This window comes from Psychrobacillus sp. BL-248-WT-3, assembly GCF_012843435.1.
Lineage (GTDB): Bacteria > Bacillota > Bacilli > Bacillales_A > Planococcaceae > Psychrobacillus.
This window is the reverse complement of record NZ_JABAFC010000006.1, coordinates 67799-87456: the sequence shown is the minus strand read 5'-3', so window position 1 is coordinate 87456 and position 19658 is coordinate 67799. Positions and strand designations below refer to the sequence as shown.

Genomic DNA, 19658 nt, shown 5'->3' with positions numbered 1-19658 from the left:
AGCAGGACCTGAAAAGGATCCTGCTACTTTAGCTAAACGATGGATTATTCAGGCACCACAACAGGCTTTAATTTAACTAGAATCGAGTCAGTATCTAATCCTTCTCGCTCATGCTCTTCTACTACCCAGTTAATAGAAAGAAGCTGTCTTAGAGTACTTAATTGTTGGGGGTTAAGCTCTAATAATTCAAACGTATTATCGACAATTTTATAGTCCTGTTCCTCTAGTTTGTTGAATTTCATTTTAAGTAAGTTCCTTAAACCATTAAAAGTAATAAATTTGACGGAGTAACCATTTTCCAAGAGCTCAATAAATTGTTGTTTATCTTGGTTGTAAATATTAAGTAATGTTTCATATTCGGTAGAAAAAGTCTCCTCCCAGGAACGACCATCTAAACAATCTAGTAATTCCTGGTTGGATACGCCATTACTTCGTAAGGATTCTAGTAAAACTGCTTCCATCATTGTTAGTTTTATATTTTTCATATTGTCACTCCCTAATGTGTTTATCTATTCCATTAAGTATATCAAAACAAATGAACAAACAACCCCAGATTTGTTTATACAATTTGGGGTTCTCAATTTATTTATTTAATTTCCATACTGCAAAGTTTAATCCTAAGGCAAAGGTTACTGGAAGTGCATCCCACTTAATCAGGTGGGAGTTTATATGTAACTTTCCCTTTTTCATCAAGGAACTCTAATTTAGGTATATCGTTTTCGTCAACAACCATTCTTATGCGTGAATTCCCTTTGCTATCCATTAGTTGTACCGAAATATCTCCATTTTCGGCTTTACCCATATATGCTCGTTGAACACTCCCCGCATACTCTTTCTCTATTGCTTCTTCTTTTTCTATAGTTGTAAGATCCGATTTCTCAATTTGATTAGTTCTCTTTATCATTTCTCCAAGATTTTTATTTGGTCTATCAAAAATGGCAAACCCATAATTATGATTCCCGTTTTCGCCTACATACCTCATTTGTACAACTTGGTCCTGTTTATATTGGTCAAAGGTAAGTGAAGCAAAGGCACTGTAATCTCCATTTTCCTTAACTTCATTCCCATAAATTAAGCCGCCGCATTCATCACCCTCTGCATTATAAAACATTAAGCCTGAAATAGGATCATTTTTCCTGTGACCTGGAAGAATATCTACCCCATCCATTATAGCCGGTGGAATATTATCATCATTAAACAAGGAAAGTCTTACTTTTCCAGACTTATCAACAATATTTAAACGTTCTGTGTCAATCTTTGAAAATCTCTCGTTCTGGTTATGTAACACCATTTATCCCCCCACTATACATTTTGTACTATTAAAAATATATTCGGTAAGTTGAAAATTAGCCTTTAATTTTTATCCTAATTAAACTGTTTTAATATGATATTTCGCAACGTCATCATAATTTTTAAGACTTATATAAACCTATATATTTTATTAATTTACATTAATTGTATCAAAACAATAGGTTAAAAAACACCAGATTACAAAATCTGGTGTTCTCAATTTATTTATTTAACTTCCATACTGCAAAGTTTAATCCTAAGGCAAAGGTTACCCATCCGATGTACGGTACCATTAATGCGCCGGCAGTAGTATCTTTCTTTTGGAATTCATATGCTGTCATGGCTATGGCACCTAATAAAATGGTCATTTCAATAAGTGCTGTTCCTCTAAGACCCCAACGGAAAAACAAGAAAGACCATAAGAAATTTAAACCTAGCTGTAAGTCATAGAGAGGAATTGCAGGTGATTCCTTATCCCCTTGTTGAACTTTTTGATCAGCTCGATATTTGGCTAGTCCCATCATTGCGTATAAGGACGTCCATACTATAGGGAAGACAGGAGCAGGGGGAGCGAAGGAAGGCTGTTTAAGCTTTTTGTATTTTTTTTGTGCATTACGATTGGCTAACCAGCCTGTAATAGAACCTCCTATAACAGGTACTAGAATGCTAATAGCTAGTTTTTTTTTTATCTAACTCACCGTTTACTTTTAATACTTCCATTTGATTACCTCCTAAATAGTCTTATGTAAAAATTATTCCCTAATTACATTGGAATACGCTTAAATTTTGAAAATATTAGAGTTAATGGAATTATTAGAATATGATATGATAGGAGAATAATTAGGGGGAGACATAGCTCATGACAAGATTAAAAATCTTACATACGAATGATATACATAGTCAATTTGATAATTATAAAAAGATCGTTTCTTTAATTCGAAAGCATCGAGATGAAAATACGATTGTATTAGATGGAGGAGATTTTGCAGATTTTAAAAGCATCGAGCTACAGGGGACTAGGGGGATAGCGGCCCTCGAGCTACTAGAGGCTGGTGGTTATGATGCAATTACAATCGGTAACAACGAAATGTTCAACGGAGTCGATACGCTAGAACATATGGCTAGTAATAGCTCAATTCCTTTTATAAGTAACAATTTAGTGAAAAAAGATTTAACAGCTATAAAGGGAGTATGTAAGAGTACGATTCTAGAAAAGAACGGTTTGCGTCTCCTCATTACAGGCTCTTCCCCTGATATGGGAGTGTTTAACGAGGGTCTTGGCCTCTACATGAGTGATTATACGGTTGCTATCAAGGAAGAGATTCAAAGAAACAAAGGGAAATATGACGTATGTATTCTGTTAAGCCACGTGGGCACATTTGCAGATGAACCGTTAGCCAATGAAATAGAGGAAATTGATATTATCATATCAGCTCATGACCATAAACTATTCACAGAAGCGAAATTAATTAATAATACGATTATGAATAGTGCTGGTAACTATGGGGAGTACCTAGGAATAGTTGAAATAGAAGTGACAAGAGGAAAGGTCGACCTAATCCACTCACAGACTATATCAACTAAAGAAATACAAGAGGACCCTCAGGTTATTTCAGTTTTAAAAGTGAATAAAACAAAGGCAGTTAACGTATTAAGTCAACCGCTATATACCTTAGGGAATCCTCTTTGGCACGATGTAGTGGAGGAGAATCCTATTAGTAATCTGATTGCTGATGGATTGAAGGATATGCTAAAGGCAGACATTGGACTTATTAACAGTGGTATTTGTAATGCAGGTATCTTCCATGAGATGTCTAGAAAAAAACTAATAGAAATTTGTCCTTCTCCCTTGAATCCTACTCTTTTTGAGATTCAAGGAAAACATATTCAGGAAGCACTGCAATCATCCTTAGATGCCCAGGTTTGCTTGGCCGAGGGTAGAGGTCCAGGTTTTAGGGGGAGATTTGTGGGAAGATTACACGTGTCTGGACTAGAAGTTGAGCACGATGGAAAACATATTAAAAGTATCTATTTAAATGAGTTTCCAATGGAAGAAGAGAAATGGTATTTAGTTGCAAGCTCTGACTATTTGCATAGGGGATCTGGTTATCCTAGTTTAGCCATTAATCGCAATGAAACCTATTGGGCAGAAGAAATTAAGGATATCATTCGAATATATGGAGAGAAACCTGAGTTTGTAGAGTCTGCTTATCAAAATAGATGGAAGCAAGTAGCTAAAATAAGGGGATAGCATATGAAACCAATGAAAATACGACAACGTGGCGTTACAATCGGAAAACTACCAGTGGGCGAAAAAAATTGCATTACTGATGTAGCAGGAGTCCAAGTTGGCCATGTAACACTAGATCACCAACTTAGTGAGGGTGAGCATGCTTGTACAGGAGTCACTGCCATACTTCCACATGGCGATAACCTATTTCATCAAAAAGTGGTCGGAGCTAGCTATATATTAAATGGCTTTGGCAAAACAACTGGTCTCGTACAGGTAGATGAGTTAGGGGTTATTGAGGCTCCTATTATGCTAACCAATACATTTGGCGTCCCAGCGGTTACGCAAGGTACCTTGACGTATATGCTAAAAGAAAATCCTGATATTGGGGTGTCTACAGGTACGATCAATATTGTGGTTGGAGAATGTAACGATGGGAGACTAAATTCTATACGTGAGCTTCCAGTGGAACCTAAGCATGCAGTAGAGGCAATTCAAAATGCAACTTCAGAGGCATCTTTAGAAGGAGCGGTTGGTGCAGGGAAAGGAATGATTTGTTTCGGTCATAAAGGAGGGATAGGATCATCCTCCAGAATAGTGTATGATACCTCCAGCGATACAGCCTATACTATCGGGTGCATGGTGCTAAGTAACTTTGGAAAGAAAGAAGAATTCCAGGCTGAACGATATAAAGCAAAGGGTGATAGTTCCGTACCGTCATATCCTATACCAGCAGATGGTTCCATCATAATAGTTTTGGCAACGGATGTACCTCTCGGAAATAGCCAGCTTAAGCGAGTGGCCAAGCGTTGTGGTATTGGATTAGGGAGGACAGGGAGTCACTTTAGCAATGGAAGTGGCGATATTGTTATTGCATTTTCAACTGCTCATAAAATACCACATGTCTCCGAAAACAGCGTGGAACCAAGGAGTGTCCTAAGGGATGATCATGCTGTCATGAATGATCTATTCCAAGCTGCAGCAGAAGTGACAGAGGAGGCGATTGTAAACTCCTTATCTCAAGCCGTTACTACAAAAGGACGTCTTGGTGAGACAGCGTACGCCTATCCATTTGAATAAAAGAAAAAGCGAAAGGAATCGAGGTAAATGGCTCGGTTCCTTTCACTCTTTAACATATAAACAGTCTGGGTTATTTAAACTCTAGTTTTACTTTGCCTTCTTCTAGAGCAAGCTTTGCATCAAACTTTTGACCATTTTCAGCTTCAAACCCCTTGATAGTGTTTGTTATTCCTTTTGTACAAAGCAGCTTGATTTGACTGGGAGTAATTTTTTTCTTTAAGAAAAATCCATTAAATGTTTGAGTACACCCATTTTTATAATTGGTACAGCCGTAAAAATTTTTACGTGCTACAATGGATCCTTGTCCACATTTAGGGCATGGAGCAATCGGTTCCTGCTTAAACTTTGCATATTTCGAACTTGGTTCTCTTGGAGGAAGCTTGATCGTAATGTTTTTGGTTTTAAGTTGGGTAGGTGTTTCATTAATCAGGCTATAGATAAACTTAGCTATGCTACCAAGAAAACGATCTTGAGAGCCTTCACCATTTCCTATTTTCCGTAGATAGTTTTCCCATTTAGCAGTCATAGAAGGGCTGGAGAGAAGGTTTCCTTCAATAGCCTGACAAAGAACACGCCCTTTATCAGTAATAGAAACAATATTTTTGGTTACCTTTATATAGTTATGTCTTTTTAAGGTTTCAATAATCCCACTTCTCGTGGCCTCGGTTCCTAGACCTTCTACTTCCTTTAAAATCTCCGTTTCATCTTTATCTTCTATTAGCTTACCGCAGGTTTTCATCATTGCGATTAATTGACCCTCTGTATATGGTTTTGGAGGAGTTGTCTTGCCTTCTTTAATTTCAATCTTACTTGCTACTGATTCCTGCTCGGTTAAAGGAGGAAGCGTTGGTTCTTCTTTTTCCTTTTCATTAGATGACTGAATAAAAAGAGCCTTCCAGCCTTTGTCGACCTCTGTTTTGCCGGTTGTAAAGAATAGCAATCCGTTTACCTCAGTGGTAACCTTTGTTTCTGTATAAAGATAGTCCGTATGAAACATCCCGAGCGTCGTACGAATAATTTCCTCGTAAAGATTTCTCTCTATCGGTGACAGTCTGGCAAGTACAGATTGAGATGGAATCTTTTTAGTTGGGATAATAGCATAATGCTCCTGTACCTTTGAGCTATCCACATAACGTTTTTTTGGAGAGCGAGAGGCTATTGGGAACGGTTTATTGATTAGTTTTTGGTACTCATCCACTTGTCCGACGATATAGGCAAACTCATTTGGAGTAATGTGACGAGAATCAGTTCTTTATCTAAAAAAGAATGGACATAACTAAATTGGACATAAACAAAGTTTGGAAACGCTTAACCTACAAGTAAACAGCAAAGTATGCTATAAAGATAGGTGGACATATTTATTGTACATGCTAGAGGTTGGCTTTTAGTTTAATCTATTATTGATACCACAAACTATAACTTATTGTGCCAGTATATTAGTATTAATAGAGGGGAACAAATAATGAAAATAGTAATTGCAGAAAAACCAGATCAGGCAGCTAAGTTGGCAGCTCCCTTTTCCTTTATAAAAAAGACAGGTTATTTTGAAGTCAAACCTAATTCTCATTTTCCAAATGGGGCGTTAATCACTTGGGCGATAGGGCACCTTTGTGAATTAAAACCTCCGGAAGAATATAACCCAACTTGGAAAAAATGGTCTTTAGATACATTACCAATCATTCCGGATAGATTTGAATATAAGGTAACAAAAACAAAGATTAAACAGTTTAATATCATTAAGAATCTATTGAAGCGAACAGATATTAAGGAAATTATCATTGGTGGAGATGCAGGGCGAGAAGGTGAGTTAATCATTCGTAACATAATAAAGGTTTGTGGTGTAAATAAACCTATGAAACGTCTTTGGATATCTTCCTTAACGGAAGGTGCGGTAAAGAAAGGATTTTCTAATTTACTTACAGAAGAAGAAACACGTAGCATCTATTATGAAGCATTAAGCCGGTCTTGTGCAGATTGGTTAATAGGAATTAATTCATCGAGAATATATACCATTCTACTAAAAGAAAAAGGGTTAAAAGATGTCTTTTCTGTTGGACGGGTTCAGACCCCGACTCTTGCATTAATTGTCAAAAGAGAGCATGAAATTGCAAATTTTAAATCAGAACCCTTTTGGGAAGTGGAAGCAAATTTTAACTTCAACGGTAAAACAATAACAGGTAAATGGCACAAGAACAATGTGACAAGAGTTTTAGAGGAGAAGCAGGGAATAGCCATTGCTCATTTTTGTAAAAATAAAGATGTAAGAATTACGAACATAAAAAAAGAAAGAAAAGAGTATCAGCCACCATTACTGTTTAACCTTTCAGCTCTTCAAGCAACCGCAAATAAAACGTTGAAGTTCTCGCCACAGAAAACACTAGACGTATTGCAAAAACTTTATCTGAAAGGGGTGGTTTCTTACCCACGTTCAGATTCGCAATTTTTAACGAACGAGGAAGCTAAAGGACTTCCCAGTATTTTAAATCATTTAAGTAGAATTAAGCAATATGAGGATCTTTTGCCCCCTCCTTGTGATTCAATTATTCATAACAAAAGGTATGTAAATGAAAAAAAAGTAACGGATCACCATGCCATCATTCCAACTGAACAAATACCTGATGTTTCAAAATTAACCTCGGACGAGGGAAAGATATATGATCTTATTGTACGGCAAGTAATTGCTGCCCATTATAACAATGCGATCTTTAATTACACAACGATACATTCCTTGGTTGACAACCGGGCAGAGTTCATTACGAAAGGGAAAGAACAAATTGAGGAAGGCTGGAGGAAAGTCATTTATTATTCCAAGGAAAATTCAGATTCAGACGAAGGGCAAAACCTTCCTAGCTTACAGGAGGGGGAATTGGGGCAGGTAACTAAGGTCGATCTTAAAAAAGGTGAAACTCAGCCACCTAAAAGATACACAGAAGGAAATTTAATTACCTTAATGAAAACAGCTGGAAAGCATTTGGATGATACAGAGTTAGAAAAAGTTTTAGCTAAAACTGAAGGACTAGGAACAGAGGCAACCAGGGCCGGTATTATTAACCTTTTAAAGGACCGAAATTATATTGAAGTCAGTAAAAACCAAGTATTTGCAAACCCTAAAGGATTACTACTGATAGAAGCGTTAGGTGAAAGTATTCTAGCCTCTCCAGGTATGACAGGTAAATGGGAACAAAGACTATCGGAAATTGGTGAAGGGAAAGCTTCACCAATAAACTTTCTAGAACAGGTAAAAAAATTATCGCAAAAGTTAATGGTAGATGCCAAAGAGCAAAAAGTTCATTGGTCTTTCGAGAATATCCAAATTGAGAAGATTGGTTCTAATCCCCAAAATAAAAGGTATAACAAGAACGAGAAAACAGTACTTGGAAAATGTAGAATGTGTAGTGGTAATATACTGGACTTTGGAAAGTTCTATGGATGTACAAACTATAAAGTTTCTAACTGTAAGTTTTCTATTTCAAAAAAAATACTCGGTAAAACCATTTCACAGGCAAACATGAAAAAGCTTTTAAAAGCTGGAGAATCTAATTTAATTAAAGGTTTTAAAAAAGGTGAAAAAGGTTTTGATGCGGTCCTTCTCTGGAATGAAAAGGAGAACAAAATAGAATTTAAATTTAACAGGTAAAAATTTCTGTGTGGCAGGTATTAAGATCAACCGCCACACAGAAGTTACTCTTTATCCAAGTCACCAAATAGTTCTGGGAATTCCTCTTCTATTTCTAAAGATGCTGCCGATTCTTGATTATGTTTATTAATTTCTATCAAATTACTTTTTATCCCAATCCTTTTTCGCATACTAGGATTCATGCTTTCTATCATCACTTTTTCATAATAAGCAACCTCATTTGAAAGTTTACTTTTTTCTTTTTCTAGTTTTTTAACTTTGATGTTTAGCTCTTTTTCCACCTTATTCTTTTCGTCAACAGTTTCTTGCAATTTAATATTTTCTTCATAAGTTTTCAATATAACTTCGTTCAAATGAAAGAGAGCATCTCGTAATCCTTTTGGGTTACTGGAAAACTTATCAAAAATTAAATCTATATTTGGTAATGGTAACTCGTCATCACCAATCCTAGCGTTCTGTAGGGTAACTATTTGATTCAGCTCTTCAATAACTTCTCCCATCCGTCTTTTCCATGTTTTACGGCTAATACCAGTTGCTTTTTCTAATCCAGAAAATGATATTACCCCTTGATGTTTTTTCCTATATACGGATAAAAGTTCTTTTAGTTGTTTTTCACTGTAATCCTCTGGTTTACCAGGTTTTCTTTGGCTCATAATTTACAATTTCACCCCTTTTGTTTCAGGTATAAGAGAATCTAACATTGCTTTTTGTTTTATCAAACGGTTCAATAAGTTGGCTTTACTCAGGGCACTTTCCTGATCGATAATAGAATAGCTTTCTGTATTTAAATTAAATTTCATGTTTTTATAAAGGTCTAATAAGCTGCGCAATTCAACGGTTAGCTGCTGTTCTAACAAATCAGACCCGTCTTGCAACCATTTAATCCCTTCCTCGAAATCCTGAGGGTGAAAAAAATAATGTTCACAATATCTGCATTCTCCAGGACAATTTTCCGGAAAGATAGCATTTCTACAAAAGCCATGTTCAACCTCTTGAACAAACTCGAAATCCTGAGGGGAAAAGATTTTTGATTCATCTACTTTATCCATTACACCAAAAATACCCTCGCTTAGTTCTTTTTCCAAACGATTCACCCTGTACTTGGATGTTAGAATATAAACAAAGGATTCAACAAAATATTCTATATGCCCCCAATAGTTCCTTTGTGTTCCTAATCGAACATGTCCGGCCATTTTTGCAATTGATAGGGGATTAATTCCCTGAAGCATTAAATTGCACATAGAAAAGTGTCTTGTATCCCCGGGGGTTATGTAGTTTCTAACTTCTTTGTTATTGTCTATAATTTTGATGAAGTCCTTTGTTTTCCAGCCCGCAATTTCCTTGTAAAAAGACGATAACAGAGAACGAAGTATATCTGGAGGGAAAACATCCTTCCTTCGTTTGTAGGATCTTTTGGAGGTTAAAAACCTTGATTGAATTTCGTAAGAAAATAAAAATTTTCCTTTCAGGTTTACTGGAATAGTATCCTTATATTCCTCTATACTTTCATAAATCTCCTTATTTATCCTAATCGTATTTTCAACATTCAACTCGCTATAGGACTGTGCCTTCTTTTTTGATCTGGGAATTTTTAAGAAATATTTACTGTCTCTTTTAAGTGTACAATCGTAATCCAAAAAACAAAATTCTTTTGGTCTCATAGGAATCAATCCCGTAATTTTCCACCATAAAATAATGGGAAAGAATTTTTCCTTTTCAAAAGATGTACTGTTTCTTTCGAATTCTTCCATAAAATAATGAAAATCTACGATTGCTTCATAATTAGGTAAGTCCCGATTCTTGTTATACATTTCTTGTAAAGAAGATATCTTTACATCATATTTACTTTTGTATCGGTGTTCTATAAATTGAAGAAATTTATTGGTGTAGATAATCATTCTAAACCGAGTGGAATATCCTAACTTTTGTGCATATTCCTCCAGTTCATCTACTTTGTCCTCTTTAAATCCTTCGGTTAAAATAATCGCCTTCCGTGCGATTGATTGAACGAACGCTATATGCTGAATTGTAAAGTTAGAGGAAATTTGGATTATAATAAAACATTTCAAAGCGCTATTTAAATCTGGGTACATATCCAAATCAAAATATAGATTCCGTTTATTTCCAATAGAGTCAACTATGGCCCAATCCATATCTTCAAATGAACTTGCTTCAATTACTTTCTTTAATTTGTACTCGTTAAATATTTTCTTGTATTTGGATAAATCGTTCTTATCAAATGAATGTGCCTCTGTAATACTAACGTTTAATGAACTTCCAATACCACTAATTTTTTTTTGGAGTATCAATAACTATTTCCCTCCCCTTATATTCAGTTAATGCTAAAAATAGCTCTTTTAGTTGCTTACGATCAATAAACGTATCCACATACTCATTCCCTTTTTCAACAATTGCCTGGTTAATCAAAAGAAATAGATTTTTTAAGAAATGCAATTCCCTTTCTCTTATCCTTGCCGTTTTGGAGTTGTATAGATTTAACATAGTCGTTTTAATTTGTTCAGTGGCTGATATAAGCAAATATTCGGTGGGTACAAGGTACTCGCAACCTATACAAGTTTTTCTTGTAGGGTATGGACAATTAGGATGCGAAAGACATTGTGCCAATTCCGTTTTAGCAGGCATTTCTCCGCGAAAAATCATAGTGATCACGTCTTTCAACTCTTCTTTTGACATTTTCGCTATCCTTAACGCTAAAGACTCTTTTTGATTTCGTTCAGCTAATAGAAAAGATGCATAGGTCTCTATTGCTGGAACAGTGTAATTTTCTTGAAAAGCTTGGATCATTTTAGTTCTTTCTTGGATTGTTTGGTGTTCTTGATCAAAAAATAGATTAATCATACAATTAAAGACCCATCCGAAATGACCACGTTCACATATATTAAACGATATTTCATCTAGTGAACCCTCAGAATTTGAGAATTTAATATATACCATAGTTGTGTCTTCGTTTATATGACTTCGTAATATTTGAGAGGCCTCATAAGACAAATGGGCATCCCCTTCAGATTTGGAGACATAATGAAAAAAATAGGTTATAAGCGTTCGGTTCATTTTTAAACTATCAAAGTTCTCCAAAGAGCGATTTTTTTGGAAGAACTTTTTGTTAACACCATTTGAATTGATGGATGATAACAATAATCGGTCATCTCTTTTTCTTCGATGGAGTTCCACTATCGAGATAGCAGTCGCAAAAGGGATTGCCAAACTATCAATACATAAAAATTGTCCAAGTGCTCCGGTTTTAGAAAATTTTATTTTTCCTACTTTTATATGAACCTGATTTATAATAAGTTGGGATTGCTCTCTGGTTAGTTTATGATTCGTGAAATATGTAAAATCTTTTATATCCAATTCATCAAAATCAATTTTTGGAAGGCCATAGATGATATCTCCACTTCTCCAAGCGTTCATTAAGTGCATAATTAAGTACAACCAGGTTTGTGCATATGTCTTAAGCTTGATCGCATGGACAAGATGGGAGTCAATGTCTTTAACATGCTCAAAATAGTCTTTAAAAGTATGTAAAGAATAAATTTCAGTTTCAGTGGTATTTTCTCTGCTAGTTTTATAGTCATTTTTAAATTTGCAACCCTCCACATTTTCTGAGCAAAATTGCGTAAAGCCAATAAAATACTGTTTTACATACTCTACAATGTTAGGATCATTTAAAATATCCTCGACTTCATCATCCGTTAAATCATATATGTTTTTATCGAGTATTTGTAGTATTATTTCTAGGGTTTTAATATAGTAGGCAACTTTTTTCTTTAAAGTCTCTGCTCTGGCATTACTATTTGATAATTTACTTTTAGCGTAGCTTGAAAACAACTCATATGTTTTACCCATTGATTCCGGTACTTGAACAATAAGATCTTTCGTTTCAAATTTAAATTTATTTACTGCGTCCAAAGTGGTATATTCACCGGGATTTTCAGGAGTGAATCTTTGCTCCTTCACTTTTTTATACATGAAGACATCTTCTTCAGACACAATCCAAGTTTCCGCTCCGTTATTTTTTTTGATTTTATAAGAGTTCACAAATTTATTTCGGGCTAAATTCAATACCTGTCCTACACCAATGCCTAACTTTTTTGCAGCCTCTTCAGGTTTCATAAAACCGTTTGGCATGATTAACGTTTCTTTTAATCTTAATAAATCATCCTTGTGTATTAAATAACCCTCTCTTTTTTCTCGATATAGGTAATTTTTAAGGACTCCCTTTTTTAAATAACTTCGGATTGTATCTTTATCACACGACAGAAATTCTGCCGCATTAGTAATGTTTAGATAATCCTTTATCTGATCTATTTTATATTCATAATATTTTTCAACCTCATCGGTCGATACAATATAACTTTTCCCCAAATGGCTCTTTACATTTTTAAATTTGCCGTTTCTTATTAGTTCCCGAACTGATTCCGGGTGGCAATCTAAAATTTTTGCGATTTCTTTAACTGCTATAAAGCCATCAGGAATTTTAATCGTATACTCGAAGCTTTCTATGTCTGATAAAGGTATTAAGAACCCTTCAGTTTGGTTTCTTATGAAAACATTTGGAAATACATTATCCTTTACATAATTTCCTATAGTAGCCTTAGAAACATTCAAGCGATTTGCGGTTTCTTGTAAATTTAAACAATCCGGGTTCTTTTTCAGGTATTCATGAATGTACTCATCAAAGTCACTTATATGCACCAAATACATTTTATTATGAAGTCTATATTTTTTTATCTTTCCATTTCTAATTGCATATCTTATATTTGAATCACTACAATTAAGCATGAGGGCCATCTCCGACACAGAGAGATAGTCTTCATTTTGTTTTTCATCCTTTTTAATTTGCTGTTCTATTAGTACAATATCTGATAAAGGTATACTATATCCTGAACGTCTTGAAAAAATAAATGCATTCGGTATTCTTCCGTTTCTTATCAATTTTATTACAGTACTGGCACTGACTCCTAAACGCTCTGCTGTCTGACGAACATTTAAATGTTCGTCATTCTGCTTCTCTTTTTCCAAATTTGTTCACCTCATTTTATTAAGTTACCTAATCCAAAAAGGGTTGGTTACTTTCATAAATTTCAGACAATTTATTTTCGATTTTCTTTTTTATTCGGCTTGTGTTTGCTAAATATGGCTTGACTGAACTAAAACTTTTATCGCCCCTTGGAAAACTAACGTCATATAAATTATCGGCTTCCTCTGCCAATAAATTAGAAAAAATCCCTCGGCCGAGATGTGAGGACCATTTGCTACCTTCCAGCGTAATAGCATTTAATCTATCTTTTGTATTAGTTGACTCTCTCAATGTTTTCAAAAACGCTGCTCTTATTCTATTGAAATGGTAATAATAACTCGAACCGGTTAATCCTAATCCATCCCTATTAATAAACAAGGGGGAATCACCGGAAACATGCTTTGTAGGGTGGCTTGTCATATGCTTTTCAAAAAATAGTCTTGACCAGTTTTTAAAACCAAAAACAATTTGCCATCTCTTACTTTTTATATAATCAGATCCTGCTGTATTATTAAGGTCATCCCTTAGATGTCGATCCTCACTTAAATTTAAAATAAAACCATCCTCCCCATATGAACCAAGCAATTGGACATCTTTTATCCTCAAATTGCAAACTTCCCCCGTTCTTAAACCCCCAAAGAATTGCATGTAAATTCCTAAAGCTATGCAACTGTTTAATTGATAAGCTACTTCCAAAAACTTTAAAATATATTCATCGGGTAACTGATGGATTGAGTAACTTAAACTATTGTTGTAGTATTCAACGTCTTTAAATGGAGATTTCATTACTACTTCTGCATTTGAATGGTTGGCTACAACCTTTTCTCTAAATTCACATTTATTTTTATCTATTATTTCCTTTTCAGATAAAAATTTAAAAAGTCTTATTAGTATTCTTTCGTGTTTTTTTACTGTTTTCTTGGGCGTTTTGTTATACGTCAGTTCATTTAAAAATGCAGTCCCATGAAAAAGTTCCAACTGACTTAATTTTTTCAAATCATAATACTGTTTATTTTCTATAAGGAAATTTAAAAACATGGCCACTGTAAAAGCTGATGCTTTCATCGTATTAAAGGAAAGGTGTTTCCAATTTGATAGGATAAAGTCTGTAATTGGATGAATTACTTCGGATTTTGTTTCAATATCTTGAATCTTAAGAACCACATATTGTTTAGAAATTGGTGATCCATCTGAATTAGCTGCGTATTGCCCCCATATGGAGCGTACTACAAACTTATATTTCTTTTTAAAGTTCTTTACATATAGAACATTTTTATTTTGTTCCATCAATAAACCACCCTTGAAAATCAAAATTCCGATTTACTATTTTTCTAAATAACGATATATTGTCGTTCGAGACACGCCCCACTTTTCTGCAACATCCTTAATCGGTGTACCGCTCTCAATCAGTGCTTTCATCATTTCAATATCTTTCTTTCCAAACTTCTCGGGTCGACCACCAAGACGACCACACGCTCTTGCAGCTGCTCGTCCCGCAGCCGAGCGCTCCTCAATCAAATTACGTTCAAATTCCGCAAATGCTGCGAACAGGTGAAACATTAATTGCCCCGTTGCATTGCTTTTGTCCATGGTCAGGTTTTCTTGTAAACTGTGAAATCCCACGCCCCGTTCGTTCAAAGTATTTACAATTTGTATTAAGTCCTGCATGTTGCGCCCAAGGCGATCTAATCGCCAAACGACAATTGTATCTCCCTCACGTGCATACTGAAGTGCTTCCTCTAAACCGGGACGTTGTTTTTTTGCCCCACTCATTTTATCGTGAAAAGTTTTCATACATCCATGTTGCGTTAACGCATCTGTTTGTAAATCCAAATTTTGTAACCCTGTTGACACACGTGCATATCCAATTAACACCAAAATCACTCTTTCCTCATTTTTCCTCTGTTTCATTGTAACATAAGGTATTAAATACATGGTTAATGAACATAGATTAATGAACGGAGTTTTGTTACATTCTAAACGGTGAAAAACGCCCCTTATGAATTAAAAAGAAGCGTGTTCAGAAAAGGACGGGTTTTGGAACACATATGGTAGACATATACCCTAAGTAAGTATATTTTAATAATGTTTATCATGTTATCCCAGAATCGGGCAAGAGAGCTGTTATTTGTGAACAAACCAGTTTTTTATCAAAATGAGAGGAAACAGGCGATGGTTTAGCAACGGTTACAGTTATAATAACGTTAAAAAATTTTATAATGATTAGAATGGATATACTGCTTTGTAAAAATATAATTAGGATTTTGAATGATTATAAGTGGATACGTGGTTGAGTAAACAATATGGATAACAATCATAAGGCGTTGATTCCTGCACAATCTGCGTACAGATACTAAACTAAGTGGACTTGATTTACAAAGCACAACATGCTAACATAAAAACAAATGAAATATTTGTTTTTATGTTTTTACAAAAGGAGATTCAGGGCGATGGCTAAATTCACTCAACTAGAAAAAGAAAGGATTAAAAAGAAATTACTTGAAGTAGCATATCGTTTTTTCATTGAAAAGGGTTTAAAGAGTACTTCTCTTGAGGATATAACTTCATCCGTTGGCATTGCAAAGAGTACTTTTTATGCATTTTTCGAATCAAAAGAAATGCTATATATGGAATTGTTAGCACATGAGGGAGAGCAAATTGAAAAGCAGGTATGGCCAAAGGTTATAGCTGCTGAGGATATACGATTAGCAATAAAGATATACTTAAATGAGATGTCTTTGGAACTAGAAGATAAGATTTTAACTCAAAGGTTAGTTTACGACCTTGAGGAGTACAAGCTCGTATCTAGAAAGCTAAATCCTGAGTATGTTGGCTCAGAGAATCTTAGAAGCATCGTCCCCCTTACGGACTTTATCAGGGCACGCCAAGACTCTAAGGAGATTATCGATGAAGACCCAGGCGTTATAGCTGGCGTTTTAAGATCAGCTTGGTTAATAGGTTCTCAAAAGGAAGAGTTACAGCAATACAATTATGAAAGGATTAGAGAGTTATTATTCGAAGCTATTGCTAATCGAATTACTCGGCCTTAATTTGGTCTAGGTAATGTAATATCAGATGAAAGTAGTAAAGAGGTGATAATTCATGACAGAAAAAATAATTCGTTTTAATAATGTTCATATCTGTACTGAGAGTTTTGGAGATATTAGAAATCCAACTATCTTGTTAATTATGGGGGCTACTGCATCAATGATCTGGTGGGAGGAAGAGTTTTGTAATAGACTAAGCAATCAAGGATTTCATGTTATACGCTATGACAATAGAGATGTAGGTAAATCAATTACTTACGAATATGGTCATCCACAATATACCTTTGAGGATTTGGCTGATGATGCAATTCAGGTACTAGATGCCTATAAGGTTGATAAGGCTCACATAGTTGGTATGTCTATGGGAGGAATTATTACGCAGATAGTGGCTCTTAAACACCCTAGTAGTGTACTTACTATTTCACTAGTTATGACATCGAATTATGATACTAGTCTTCCTAAGAAGAATAGAAAAGTAACAGAAGCTTTTGAGAAGATTAGCATCGACAACTGGCAAGATAAAGAGAAAGTGATCGAGTATGTTATCGATAGGAGTAAAGTTCTTGCTGGACCTAAGCATCCATTTAATGAAGAGAAAATAAGGAAATTAGCTGGGGAGGATTTTAAAAGAACTACTAAATTGCAGAGTATGGAAAACCATCAATACGTAAAAGGCTGGGGGTCATATTTATCCAGAACCCATGAAATTAATGTTCCTACTCAAGTTATTCACGGGACAAAGGATCCTGTTGTACCGTATGAGCATGGAGCTTATCTTTCTAAAATTATACCAAATGCTGTATTAGTTACCCTAGATGGTGCTGGGCATGAGCTACACTATAATGATTGGGAAGAAATTATTAATGCTATATCTAAGCATGCAGTAAGTTCCTAATTGATAGATAAAAATTGAGACAGGAGTGATTTTAATGACTAAAAATACTAAACACGTTATTGAAATAACTAAAAAACATAATCTTATTCTTAAGGAAGAAACAATGCAGTTTAATGAATCCGGGATGGATTTTCAAGTTGTTTTTGCACTAGATGAGAGTGGAACTGAGTGGGTTCTAAGATTGCCTAGGCGGGAAGATGTGATGCCTAGAACAAAGGTAGAAAAACAAGCATTAGATTTGGTGAATCAGTACCCCAAATATTTTCAATCACCAAACTGGATTATTTACACAGATGAGCTAATCGCTTACAGGAAGTTAGATGGTGTGCCAGCAGGAACTATAGATCATAATATAGGCAACTATGTTTGGGAAATCGATATTAACAATATTCCAGAATCGTTTCACAAGTCTCTTGGTAGAGTGTTAGCAGGACTTCATAGCATACCTAGTGATAAAGCCGCGAAGCTTGACCTAGTAGTGCACACACCAGAAGAAGCAAGAATGTCAATGAAGCAGCGTATGGAGGCGGTAAGAGCAAAGTTTGGTGTGGGTGAGAGTCTATGGAAAAGATGGCAAGCATGGATGAATGATGATGATATGTGGCCTAAGAAAACTGGACTGATTCATGGAGATGTACATGCCGGACATACTATGATTGATGAAGATGCTAATGTGACTGGTTTAATTGACTGGACTGAAGCTAAGGTTACAGATATTTCGAATGACTTTGTTTTCAACTATAAAGCTTTTGGAGAAGAAGGGTTAGAAGCCCTAATTTTTGCTTATAAAGAAGCTGGTGGATATTACTGGCCTAAGATGAAAGAGCATATTATCGAACTTGACGCAGCATATCCAGTTTCAATCGCTGAGTTTGCATTAGTGTCTGGCATCGAGGAATATGAACAGATGGCAAAGGAAGCGTTGGGAGTGATAAGTTCGTAAGTGGTGTGATGCCTTCGTTGATATGTTCCCTCATACCTCTGTTTTCTCAAAAGTATAAAATCGGTTTTTATGCATAAGTAGTAAAAAGATATTGTGAAGGATTGTACTTAAAGTACCTCGTGCTTTTTAGGATAACTAAAATCCCCTTTTTTCAATTTAATGTTGAGAAATTGGGGTTTTTATATTTACTTATAGTGCAAAATAGTACTTAAAACAGATGCAAAATAACTCCTAAATTGACATCCTTAGCGTAGGAAAACTCGGCTTTCTTTATGTCGAAATTTGCTTAGCGTATGTTTTTTGCTTTTGTTGGTAAAATCTCGTACTGTAAAATCCTTTATATTCAAGGATTTCTAACTTGCTTACCTTCATAACAGAATTTGTATATTATTCCATTATGCCCAGCAGAGAATAATGCCCATCCTTTTTTATACCTTAGTTCGTTACCTTCGTATAGCATTCAGTTATGTCCATGTAATATTTTTTAGATAAAGTCCGAGGATAAGTGACTAACTTTTTTTCATATAGTCCCTGCATCGTTTTTAACACATCTGCTGGACTGATTTTCCACAATCTATTAGCTGTAGCCTGTAATGTCGATAATGAATGTAGCTGTGGCGGTGGAATTCTCTTGTCCTGTTTTACTACAGAGGTAATCACACCTGGCGAATTAGGCTGAATATCATGCTTAGCTAAAAGCGCTCGAATAATTTCCCTTTTAGGCTCTTTTGCTTTTGCTTTTCCCTTATAGCTTCCATGCTCTGCAGTAAATAATGCTTCTATTTCATAAAAGGGCTCTGAAACAAAGTTCTCGATTTCCATATGACGCTGATAAATCAAATATAGTGTAGGGGATTGAACGCGTCCTATGGGAAATACGTCTTGTATGCCTTGTTCCTTTAATAAAAGGGAGTATAGGCGAGAAGCATTCATACCAACAAGCCAATCACTGATTTGTCTAGCTTTTGCCTCTTCATACATGAGTAAGTCCTTTTGATTGTTCTGCAGGTTAGTAAAGCCTTTACGAACTTCATCTACTTCTAGTGAGTTAATCCATAAACGTTTAATCGTTTTCCCTCTAGCGCCTGTTTGGTTATAAATACTATAAAAGATATTAGAGCCTTCGCGGTCAACATCGCATGCATTAATGACTGTATCGGTAGATTTGATGAGTTTTTTCACTATCGTAAATTGCTTTGCTTTTCCTTTAGCTACTTGAAATTCATAGCGTTCAGGTAATATCGGAAGGCTAGCGAGTGACCATCTATTCCACTTAGGATCGTATGCTTTAGGTTCCTTCAATTCTACTAGATGCCCAATTCCCCAAGTAATAAAAGCTCCTTCGGGAAAGATAGGTGAGGGGAGAATTTCAATATAGCCTTCATGGCGTTTTACTGAAAAAGCGTCTGCATATGCCTTCGCTTGACTTGGCTTCTCAGCGAGTATGACTGGTTTCACATTTTCACCTCTTCAAGATTCATATATTTATTGTGCA

16 protein-coding genes and 1 pseudogene are annotated in these 19658 nt (G+C 35.3%); 6 read left to right on the top strand and 11 right to left on the bottom strand.

The features are described 5' to 3' along the window. Nucleotides 1-44: 44 nt before the first annotated feature. The 3 genes from HF876_RS05545 to HF876_RS05535 all read right to left on the bottom strand — a co-directional run bounded on the left by HF876_RS05545 (nt 45) and on the right by HF876_RS05535 (nt 1928). Nucleotides 45-485 (bottom strand): hypothetical protein, encoded by a 441-nt coding sequence (locus tag HF876_RS05545; protein ID WP_169359070.1) that lies wholly within the window; start codon nt 483-485, stop codon nt 45-47. A 164-nt stretch (nt 486-649) separates the two neighbouring features. Continuing rightward, nucleotides 650-1291, bottom strand: coding sequence for a hypothetical protein (locus HF876_RS05540; RefSeq protein ID WP_169359069.1), 642 nt, complete (start codon nt 1289-1291; stop codon nt 650-652). Between the two features lie 220 nt (nt 1292-1511). Next, nucleotides 1512-1928, bottom strand: a complete 417-nt coding sequence (locus HF876_RS05535; RefSeq protein WP_346764038.1) for a TspO/MBR family protein — start codon at nt 1926-1928, stop codon at nt 1512-1514. Nucleotides 1929-2149: 221 nt separating this feature from the next. Between HF876_RS05535 and HF876_RS05530 the strand changes: the two genes are divergently transcribed. Together HF876_RS05530 and HF876_RS05525 are read left to right on the top strand one after the other, a co-directional pair. Continuing rightward, nucleotides 2150-3541 carry a bifunctional metallophosphatase/5'-nucleotidase gene (locus HF876_RS05530; RefSeq protein WP_169359068.1) on the top strand — a complete coding sequence of 464 codons (1392 nt, stop codon included), beginning with the start codon at nt 2150-2152 and terminating at the stop codon, nt 3539-3541. Nucleotides 3542-3553: 12 nt separating this feature from the next. Beyond that, on the top strand, nt 3554-4600 hold the full coding sequence (locus HF876_RS05525; RefSeq protein ID WP_169359112.1) for a DmpA family aminopeptidase: 1047 nt from the start codon (nt 3554-3556) through the stop codon (nt 4598-4600). A gap of 70 nt (nt 4601-4670) precedes the next feature. Here the strand turns inward: HF876_RS05525 and HF876_RS19245 are convergent, their stop codons facing one another. After that, nucleotides 4671-4895 (bottom strand): topoisomerase C-terminal repeat-containing protein, encoded by a 225-nt coding sequence (locus HF876_RS19245; protein ID WP_346764037.1) that lies wholly within the window; start codon nt 4893-4895, stop codon nt 4671-4673. A gap of 174 nt (nt 4896-5069) precedes the next feature. Continuing rightward, nucleotides 5070-5840 (bottom strand): annotated as a pseudogene (locus HF876_RS18855) (DNA topoisomerase); the annotation flags it as partial. A gap of 222 nt (nt 5841-6062) precedes the next feature. On the opposite strand from HF876_RS18855, the gene HF876_RS05515 reads away from it, so the two are divergent. Then, nucleotides 6063-8237, top strand: a complete 2175-nt coding sequence (locus tag HF876_RS05515; protein ID WP_169359067.1) for a DNA topoisomerase III — start codon at nt 6063-6065, stop codon at nt 8235-8237. Nucleotides 8238-8281: 44 nt separating this feature from the next. On the opposite strand, the gene HF876_RS05510 is transcribed toward HF876_RS05515, so the two are convergent. Genes HF876_RS05510 through HF876_RS05490 form a run of 5 tightly spaced genes read right to left on the bottom strand, consistent with a single transcriptional unit; the run spans nt 8282 to nt 15153 of the window. Beyond that, nucleotides 8282-8890: a hypothetical protein gene (locus HF876_RS05510; RefSeq protein ID WP_169359066.1), complete on the bottom strand. Its 609-nt coding sequence runs from the start codon at nt 8888-8890 to the stop codon at nt 8282-8284. A gap of 3 nt (nt 8891-8893) precedes the next feature. After that, the gene (locus HF876_RS05505) at nt 8894-10546 is read right to left on the bottom strand and encodes a site-specific integrase (protein WP_169359065.1); all 1653 of its coding nucleotides are present in this window, start codon (nt 10544-10546) and stop codon (nt 8894-8896) included. Next, nucleotides 10524-13280 carry a helix-turn-helix domain-containing protein gene (locus HF876_RS05500; RefSeq protein WP_169359064.1) on the bottom strand — a complete coding sequence of 919 codons (2757 nt, stop codon included), beginning with the start codon at nt 13278-13280 and terminating at the stop codon, nt 10524-10526. Before HF876_RS05500 ends, HF876_RS05505 begins: the two co-directional genes overlap by 23 nt. 28 nt (nt 13281-13308) lie before the next feature. Continuing rightward, nucleotides 13309-14565 carry a site-specific integrase gene (locus HF876_RS05495; RefSeq protein WP_169359063.1) on the bottom strand — a complete coding sequence of 419 codons (1257 nt, stop codon included), beginning with the start codon at nt 14563-14565 and terminating at the stop codon, nt 13309-13311. A gap of 36 nt (nt 14566-14601) precedes the next feature. Beyond that, nucleotides 14602-15153, bottom strand: coding sequence for a recombinase family protein (locus tag HF876_RS05490; protein WP_169359110.1), 552 nt, complete (start codon nt 15151-15153; stop codon nt 14602-14604). Between the two features lie 575 nt (nt 15154-15728). Here HF876_RS05490 and HF876_RS05485 point away from each other — a divergent pair. From HF876_RS05485 to HF876_RS05475, 3 genes are read left to right on the top strand one after another with little or no spacing between them, the layout of a single operon-like run. Further along, a complete protein-coding gene (locus HF876_RS05485; protein WP_169359062.1) occupies nt 15729-16328 on the top strand; it encodes a TetR/AcrR family transcriptional regulator in 600 nt (199 codons plus the stop codon). 52 nt (nt 16329-16380) lie between these two features. Further along, a complete protein-coding gene (gene mle, locus HF876_RS05480) occupies nt 16381-17220 on the top strand; it encodes an alpha/beta fold macrolide esterase (RefSeq protein ID WP_169359061.1) in 840 nt (279 codons plus the stop codon). Between the two features lie 34 nt (nt 17221-17254). Beyond that, entirely contained in the window at nt 17255-18163 is a 909-nt protein-coding gene (locus tag HF876_RS05475; RefSeq protein ID WP_169359060.1) for an Mph(B) family macrolide 2'-phosphotransferase, read from the top strand. Between the two features lie 435 nt (nt 18164-18598). Here the strand turns inward: HF876_RS05475 and HF876_RS05470 are convergent, their stop codons facing one another. Continuing rightward, entirely contained in the window at nt 18599-19621 is a 1023-nt protein-coding gene (locus HF876_RS05470) for a DNA topoisomerase (RefSeq protein ID WP_169359059.1), read from the bottom strand. Between the last annotated feature and the right edge of the window lie 37 nt (nt 19622-19658).

Coding starts and splice junctions, on each gene's coding strand:
- HF876_RS05545 (WP_169359070.1), bottom strand. CDS start 485: ATGAAAAATATAAAACTAACAATGATGGAAGCAGTTTTACTAGAATCC.
- HF876_RS05525 (WP_169359112.1), top strand. CDS start 3,554: ATGAAAATACGACAACGTGGCGTTACAATCGGAAAACTACCAGTGGGC.
- HF876_RS05540 (WP_169359069.1), bottom strand. CDS start 1,291: ATGGTGTTACATAACCAGAACGAGAGATTTTCAAAGATTGACACAGAA.
- HF876_RS05495 (WP_169359063.1), bottom strand. CDS start 14,565: ATGGAACAAAATAAAAATGTTCTATATGTAAAGAACTTTAAAAAGAAA.
- HF876_RS05475 (WP_169359060.1), top strand. CDS start 17,255: ATGACTAAAAATACTAAACACGTTATTGAAATAACTAAAAAACATAAT.
- HF876_RS05510 (WP_169359066.1), bottom strand. CDS start 8,890: ATGAGCCAAAGAAAACCTGGTAAACCAGAGGATTACAGTGAAAAACAA.
- mle (WP_169359061.1), top strand. CDS start 16,381: ATGACAGAAAAAATAATTCGTTTTAATAATGTTCATATCTGTACTGAG.
- HF876_RS05515 (WP_169359067.1), top strand. CDS start 6,063: ATGAAAATAGTAATTGCAGAAAAACCAGATCAGGCAGCTAAGTTGGCA.
- HF876_RS05485 (WP_169359062.1), top strand. CDS start 15,729: ATGGCTAAATTCACTCAACTAGAAAAAGAAAGGATTAAAAAGAAATTA.
- HF876_RS05530 (WP_169359068.1), top strand. CDS start 2,150: ATGACAAGATTAAAAATCTTACATACGAATGATATACATAGTCAATTT.